This window comes from Clostridium bornimense (genome assembly GCF_018917145.1).
Lineage (GTDB): Bacteria > Bacillota > Clostridia > Clostridiales > Clostridiaceae > Clostridium_AN > Clostridium_AN bornimense_A.
The window spans coordinates 21019-28994 of the sequence record NZ_JAHLOD010000042.1; the positions used below are offsets into that span (position 1 = coordinate 21019).

Here is a 7976-nt window from a genome sequence, read left to right on the forward strand (position 1 = left end):
TAAAAAACATTTAAATAGAATTAATATTAACTATAATTTGGTTGCTTAATTAAATTTTATTTAAATAAAATGAATAGCAACAGTTATTTGATAAAAATGGAAAATAACTGTTGCTTTTAATTTATTCTAAAGGATTACAGAACTATTTTTCAAAAGTGTCCCCGGGGAACACAAAAATATTTATTATTTATGTAAGTGATGTATAATATTAATATATGGGAAATTTTAAGGGGTGATATATTGAAAAAGTTAAAAAGTATTATTTTAATTTTTATTACTATAGCTACGGTATTTTTTAATAACATTGTTGCATTTGCTGATGATGATGGATATTATATAAAAAACATGAAAGTGGAAGTTGAAGTAAATGATGCTAGGCAATATATAATTACTGAAACAATAGATGTTTATTTTAATGAAAATAGGCATGGTATCATAAGAAAAATTCCTATATCAGATGATGAAGATTACAGTATAAAAGATATTTCTGTTGCCAATGAGCAATATGAAGTAGAATCCAATAAGAATGAAGTAAAGATAAAGATTGGTAATGCTAAAAAAGAAGTAAAAGGAAAGAAAAGATATATTATAAATTATACCTTGGATAATTATGCTGATGAATTAAATGATGGAGATTATGTTTACTTAAATATTTTAGGAGCACAATGGGACACTACCATTAAGAAGTATAAAGCAATTATAAAATATCCAGAAGAAGCTAAGTTGGAAAGGTTTACTTTATATAGCGGTGAATATGGTGATGATGAAAATGACTTTATAAAGATAGTAAAAAAGCAAAATAAAGTTGTGTTGATATCGAAGGATGAGATTCCTGCTAATAATCCAGTTACTATATATGCCAAGTTCAACGAAGGAGCATTTAAAAATGCTAAAAAATATCAATATCCCTTTGTTGTGAAAAATAATGAAACAAATATAAAGATAAACAATAAACAAGAGTACTTAGTAAGTTCATCATATATTGTGGATGTATTAAAAAATGATGAGAGTTGTACTATTAATTTATGGGATGATCATAATCTAGAATATAAAAGTAAGATAGAAGATGTAAAAATCAATAATAAAAATATTATTATTGATAAAGAAAACAACAATATTATCTTACCAAAAGAACAAGGAAGATATGAATTTAATGTACAGTATAAAGTAATACCAGTATTACATTCTGATACTAATATTATTATTAATTCATGGTATAAAAATATTAAAGTGGAGAAATTGAATTATAAAATAACTTCATATAGTAAAGTGAGAGGAATTAAAAATGATATATCTTATAAAGATTATGATATAGTAGTTGACGATAATGTAGTTAGTTTTAAAAATAGTAATGATATTAATAAAAAGGAAGCAATATATTTAAATTTGGATGTTGATAAAAATTTGTATAGTAGAAATATATCAAGAAGCATAATACTAGCTGTAGTATTGGGGGCTACAATGTGTATATTGAATATATTTATATATTTCAAATATTGTAGAAAGAAAAAAATTCCTATAAAAAAAGATATATATACTACAGAATTTAATAGTGCTGAAGTAGGATATATTATTAAAGGAAGAGTAGCTAATAAAGATATTTTATCTTTGATACCTTACTGGGGAAGTAAAGGATATTTAAAAATTGAATCTGTAAGTAAGAAAAAGAATATTTTTAAGTTTACAAAGCTTAAGGATTTAGATGAAAATCATAAGGATTATGAAAAGAAGATGTTTAACTCTATATTTAATGAAGGAGATGGGACAGTAGTAACTACTGAACAGCTAAAGGGAATTATTAATTTGGAAATTAATAAGGTTAAAAATAGTATACCTAAAACATTTGAAGGAAAAAGATCATTAAATAATATAAAGACAATTATTTTTAGTGTCCTATCTTTTATTATTTCATTAATACCTATAGTTGTTGTTTCTATAAATAAAACACTAGAATATAACGAAAGTTTGGATTATTTAATTCAAGTTTTAGCGGTGAATTTTGTATTATCTATTATTTTATATTGCGCATCTATATATGTATCGAAAACTATATATTATAAGGAAATAAAGTTAGGGACTAAATTTATTTTGAATGGAAGTTTGTTGTCAGCAACTATAATATCATTTATAACTTTATATTCTATAGAGATACCAATTCAATATACTATAATAATTACTGTATTATCTTATATAAATATTTTAGTAAGTGGATTTATGCCATGTAAAAGTGAATATGCCATAGAAAATATATCAAATATATTAGGATTTAAGTATTTTATAAATAATGTAGAGAAGAAAAAGATAGAAGCAATGATAGAGGAAGAAGGAGAAGTATTTTACGACATATTGCCATATACTGAAGTGTTAGGAATAAGTAGTATTTGGTGTGATAAGTTTAAAGATATTACCATGATGTCACCAAAGTGGTATTATGGTAGTAACACAGATACAGGGTATTACGACTATTATATGATTACAGCTATGACAGGATCATTAAATTCAATATATGATGATGTTTCTACTCCACCACAGAATAATAATACTTTGTCAAATAATAATTCATATTTTAGCGGAGGATTTTCTGGTGGTGGCACAGGAGGTGGTGGTGGATCAAGCTGGTAAATTAATATGTTAGAAGGTTAAAGGAGGTGTCGCATTAACAAATGAAAAGCTGTTAGCGATACCTCCTTTAACTGTGCCTTGTGTCATGATATTCTATTTTGATGAAAAAACTACTGTACTATGATCTCTAACTCCTTTGTGCGATAGCCCCTTTCGTAATAAAAATTGTGTCCCCGGGGGATACAAAGTAAAATGTAAAGATAACATTAAAGTGATATAATAGATAATATCATAATAAAACGAGGAGGAAAAAGTTTGTTTAGACTGAAGAGATTTCTAAGACCTTATATGAAAGAAACCATTGTTGGATCAGGGGCAAAGTTGTTTGAAGCAATTTTAGAATTGTTATTGCCACTTTTTATGGGTAAGATAATTGATATTGGTATAAAGAATGGCGATATATCGTACATAGGGAAAACAGCTATTTTAATGCTTGGAATTATATCTGTGGGATTGGCATCAGCATCTTTATGTCAATATTATGCTTCCTATACCTGTCAAAACTTAGGAAATGATTTAAGAAAAGAGCTAATGGATAAGATATCAACATTGTCTTATGCAGACATTGATAGATTTGGAAATGCTACGTTGATTAATAGAGTCACAAATGATGTAAATCAAATTGTTCAAGCGGTAGCTATGCTTATAAGACTTGTAAGTAGAGCTCCTTTTTTATGTATTGGTGCTTTGGTAATGTCAATATATATTAACCCTAAGTTATCATTAATTTTTGCTGTACTAATCCCTATTTTTGTTTTAATTGTAGCAATAATTATGATGAGGACAATACCATTATATAAAGATGCACAAGGAAAACTAGATAACCTTGGTAGTGTACTTAGAGAGAATTTATCTGGAGTTAGAGTTATAAGAGCTTTTGCTAGACATAAAAATGAAAAGAAAAGAATGAATGAAGCAACAGAAGAATTGTCAAAAGCATATATTAGAGTTACAAATTTATCTGCTTTAATGAATCCAATAACTTCATTAGTTATGAATATGGGAATTATAATAATATTTTATTTAGGAGCTATTAATGTAAATAAGGGAACTTTATCTCAAGGAGATATTGTAGTATTGATTAATTATATTACACAAGTATTATTAGCATTAATAATTGTTGCAAATCTAGTAGTATTATTTACAAAAGCAGCAGCATCAGCAGAAAGAATAAATGAAATTCTAGACTGTGTACCAAGTATTGTTGATGGAAGTATAGATACTACAGATGATACTACAGAAAATAGTATAGTTTTCGATAAAGTATCATTTAAATATAATGATGAGGATACCTTAAGTGATATATCTTTTACTATTAAAAAGGGAGAAGTATTTGGTATAGTTGGTACAACAGGAAGTGGTAAGTCTACTATATCAAATTTAATTTGTAGATTTTATGATACTACAACTGGTAATATACTTTTTAGAAATGTTAATGTAAAAGAGCTATCACAAGATTATTTACATAGAGAAATTGGGATAGTACCTCAAAAGTCAGTGCTATTTTCTGGTACTATTGCTGATAATATAAGATGGGGAAAAGAAGATGCTACAGACGAAGAAGTAATAGAAGCATTAAAAAATGCAGAAGCATATGATTTTGTTTCTAATATGGAAAATGGTATAAATTCAATGATTTATGAAGGTGGCAAGAATTTCTCTGGTGGACAAAAACAACGTCTTACAATTGCGAGAGCTTTAGTAAAGAAACCACCAGTGATTATTATGGATGATAGTTTAAGTGCCCTAGATTATGCTACAGATAAAAAATTACGTAATTCATTAAAAGAAACTTTGAAAGATAGTACAATTATTATTATTTCTCAAAGAATTAGTTCTATTGTCTCAGCTGATAAAATTTTAGTTCTTGATGATGGAAAAGTTATGGGGCTTGGAACACATGAAGAATTACTTAATAGTTGTGATACATATAAAGAAATTTATATGTCACAAAGTAAGTAAAGGAGGAAAAGTGAAAATGAATTTTAAAAGATTATTAAAATATATAAAGCCATATAAGTTTTTGATTCTTTTAGCACTTTTCTGTGCATTTATAAGTAATATTGCCGTTATAGTGGCAACATATTTAAATGGTAAAGCTATAGATAATATAGTGGGAATTAATAATGTTAACTTTAAGGGATTGACTACAGTATTAATATCATTAGCAATTATTTATTTAGTGTCTTCAATATTTCAGTGGTTTATATCAAGATATGCAAATAAGATAGCATATATAATTGTTAGAGATATGAGAAGAGATACATTTGAAAGTTTAAATAATCAACCATTATCATATTACGATCATAATCCACATGGTGATATTATAAGTCGTTTTACTAATGATTTAGATAATGTAAGTGATGCATTAGCAGTATCTATAACAAATTTATTTTCAGGAATAGTAACAGTTGTAGCATCACTTATTGCAATGTTTTATTTAAATGTAGGGATTACAATAGCTATATTAGTAGTTACACCAATATGTTTTATAGTAGCTTCTACTATCAGTAAGTTTAACCAAAGATTTTTTGTTAAGCAACAAGAATCTATAGGTCAGTTATCATCGTTTGTATCTGAAATAGTAGGAAATCAAAAGGTGGTAAAAGCTTTTAATCGTGAAAGTAAATCTATAGAGGAGTTTGATAATATATCTGACAAATTAGCAAAGACAGCTACTAGAGCTATGTTTGCCTCAGCAATGATAAATCCAAGTACAAGATTTGTAAATAATATAGCTTACATATCTGTAGGATTAGTTGGTGGAATATTAGCAGTAACTAAAGGAGTTTCTGTAGGTATAGTTTCAAGTTTCTTAATATATGCAAACCAATTTGCTAAGCCTTTTAATGAAATATCAGGAATAACTGCACAAATACAAACTGCTTTTGCATCATTAACAAGAATTTTTAATATAATTGATGAGAAACCTGAACCTTATGATAAAGCGAATGCTATAGAATTAAATAATTGTAAGGGAAACATTGAAATAAGAAATGTTGATTTTTCTTATGATAAAAAGAAACCACTTATCGATAATTTCAATTTCACTGCAAAAGCTGGTGAGACTATAGCAATAGTTGGACCAACAGGATGTGGAAAAACTACATTAGTTAATTTACTTATGAGATTCTATGATATTGATAGTGGTGAAATATTAATTGATGGTATAAATGTACAGGATATAACTAGAGATAGCTTAAGAAAAACATTTGGTATGGTACTTCAAGATCCATGGTTATTTAAGGGAACGGTAAAAGAAAATATAGCTTATGGAAAGCCAAGAGCTACAGATGAAGAAATAGTTGCAGCAGCAAAGTCTGCCCATGCCCACTCTTTTATTAAGAGATTGAAAAATGGTTATAATACAATTATTTCTGATGAAGATTTATCACAAGGGCAAAGACAATTATTAACTATAGCTAGAGTAATGTTAGCTGATCCAAAGATGCTGATACTAGATGAGGCTACAAGTTCTATTGATACGCTTACTGAAATAAGAATTCAAAAAGCTTTCTTAAAGCTTATGGAAGGAAGAACTAGTTTTGTAATAGCACATAGACTTTCTACTATTGTAAGTGCAGATAAAATTCTTGTTATGAATAAAGGAAATATTGTAGAGCAAGGTAATCATAAAGAATTGTTAGAGAAAAAAGGATTTTACTACGAATTGTATAATAGTCAGTTTGCATAAAAATTTTAGAAAGTGTCCCCAGGGGACACTTTTTGTTATTATATAATATATACAGCGTACAAAATTATTTATATTTTCTCGATTTAAGTTGTTAGTTGCTTTATAATGCATAACGGAAATCTCCTATTATAAAAAATTAATACAAGTATTATTGTACCATACTATTCCACGAAACATACAGATAAAAATGAAAAATCATGAAGCGTTGACATAAATTGTAATATATGACACAATAGTTATATCAAGATAAAGAGGTATTGATATGGTTAAGGAGGAATTATGGATATAAATCTTAATAATTATTTAGAGAATATGAAGAAACCTTGGGGAATATTATTTTATAAAGTGGTATGGAAACAGTTATCTGGTATTAGGAATTGCAATGTTCTTGATTTTGGAAGTGGGTTTGGATTTACTGCAAATCATTTAGCTGAAAATAATAATGTTACCGCAATAGAACCTAATTTGGAGATGATTGAAAATAGAATTTGTAAAAATAGTTATAAGCAGATTCATGGTGATATAGAAAAATTGAAGGAAGAAAAAGATAATTCTTTTGATTTTATAGTATGCCATAATGTTTTAGAATATGTAGAAGAGAGAAAAGATATATTTGATGAATTTTATAGAGTGCTTAAACCAAATGGAATATTATCAATAGTAAAGCATAATCATGCAGGTAGGATTATGCAGAAAGTAGTTTTTGAAAATAACGTAGATGAAGCAATGAATCTTCTTAATGGTGGCGAAATAAATGTATATTCTTTTGGTAAAGTGAATTATTATAATATAGATGATATAAGAAGATGGATAGGTAATAATATGGTAATAGAAGAAATTCGAGGGGTAAGAACATTTTGGGGATTACAACAAAACAACGAAATAAAAAGTGAAAAGTCATGGCAAGATAAAATGTTCGAAATAGAAATGAAAGTTTGTGATATAGATGAATACATTAAGGTATCCTTTTTTAATCATATTTTTTTGAGAAAGCATGATAATTAAGCGACAAAAATGAAATTTAAAAAAGTGTCCCCAGGGGACACTTTTTTGTTGTTTATAATAGATTGGCGAAATAAAATGAGTTATATATTTTTATAGTGGATTATTGTATTTCTATACGGTTTGATGTTGGAGAAGTTTTTTCAAGTTTAGGTAATACAATCTTTAATTCTCCATTTTCAAATTTTGCAAGAATATCATTTTTATCAACATTGTCAACATAGAAAGATCTTGAGAAAGTACCGTAATGACGTTCCTTTCTTATATAATTATCTTTTTCTTCATTAATAAATTCATCTCTTTTAGCTGAGATAACTAGTTGATTATCATTATACTCTAGAGAAATATCTTCTTTCTTGACACCAGGTAATTCAGCAACTACTAAGTACTCATTATCTGTTTCCTTAATATCTGCATGAAAGTTATCGGAATCTATATTAAATGGTGCAAAGAAATCATCATTAAAGAAATTAGATAGTAGATTTTCAAAACTGTTTCCATTACTTAAATTTTTATTAGTATTAAAAGGTATTAATCCAAACATATAAAAGACCTCCTTATAAAATTATTGGATATCAATCTTATTAACTTTTTCTTCAGTCTTTGGAAGTTTTGGTAAGGTTACAATAAGCTCACCATTATCAAACTTGGCTGAAAT

5 protein-coding genes are annotated in these 7976 nt (G+C 27.1%); 4 read left to right on the forward strand and 1 reads right to left on the reverse strand.

Annotation, left to right across the window (positions count from 1 at the left end; genetic code table 11):
• Window positions 1-240: 240 nt before the first annotated feature.
• From KQI30_RS13000 to KQI30_RS13015, 4 genes are all read left to right on the forward strand, one after another.
• Window positions 241-2622 carry a DUF2207 domain-containing protein gene (locus KQI30_RS13000; RefSeq protein WP_216463776.1) on the forward strand — a complete coding sequence of 794 codons (2382 nt, stop codon included), beginning with the start codon at window positions 241-243 and terminating at the stop codon, window positions 2620-2622.
• 288 nt (window positions 2623-2910) lie between these two features.
• Entirely contained in the window at window positions 2911-4584 is a 1674-nt protein-coding gene (locus KQI30_RS13005; RefSeq protein ID WP_216463780.1) for an ABC transporter ATP-binding protein, read from the forward strand.
• A 16-nt stretch (window positions 4585-4600) separates the two neighbouring features.
• Entirely contained in the window at window positions 4601-6316 is a 1716-nt protein-coding gene (locus KQI30_RS13010; protein WP_216463777.1) for an ABC transporter ATP-binding protein, read from the forward strand.
• Between the two features lie 279 nt (window positions 6317-6595).
• Window positions 6596-7321 (forward strand): class I SAM-dependent methyltransferase, encoded by a 726-nt coding sequence (locus tag KQI30_RS13015; protein ID WP_216463778.1) that lies wholly within the window; start codon window positions 6596-6598, stop codon window positions 7319-7321.
• Window positions 7322-7421: 100 nt separating this feature from the next.
• Here the strand turns inward: KQI30_RS13015 and KQI30_RS13020 are convergent, their stop codons facing one another.
• Entirely contained in the window at window positions 7422-7862 is a 441-nt protein-coding gene (locus tag KQI30_RS13020; RefSeq protein ID WP_216463779.1) for an Hsp20/alpha crystallin family protein, read from the reverse strand.
• Between the last annotated feature and the right edge of the window lie 114 nt (window positions 7863-7976).

What these genes read in the sequence shown, in the direction of transcription:
- KQI30_RS13020 (WP_216463779.1), bottom strand. Translation starts at nt 7,862, where the DNA reads ATGTTTGGATTAATACCTTTTAATACTAATAAAAATTTAAGTAATGGA.
- KQI30_RS13005 (WP_216463780.1), top strand. Translation starts at nt 2,911, where the DNA reads ATGAAAGAAACCATTGTTGGATCAGGGGCAAAGTTGTTTGAAGCAATT.
- KQI30_RS13015 (WP_216463778.1), top strand. Translation starts at nt 6,596, where the DNA reads ATGGATATAAATCTTAATAATTATTTAGAGAATATGAAGAAACCTTGG.
- KQI30_RS13010 (WP_216463777.1), top strand. Translation starts at nt 4,601, where the DNA reads ATGAATTTTAAAAGATTATTAAAATATATAAAGCCATATAAGTTTTTG.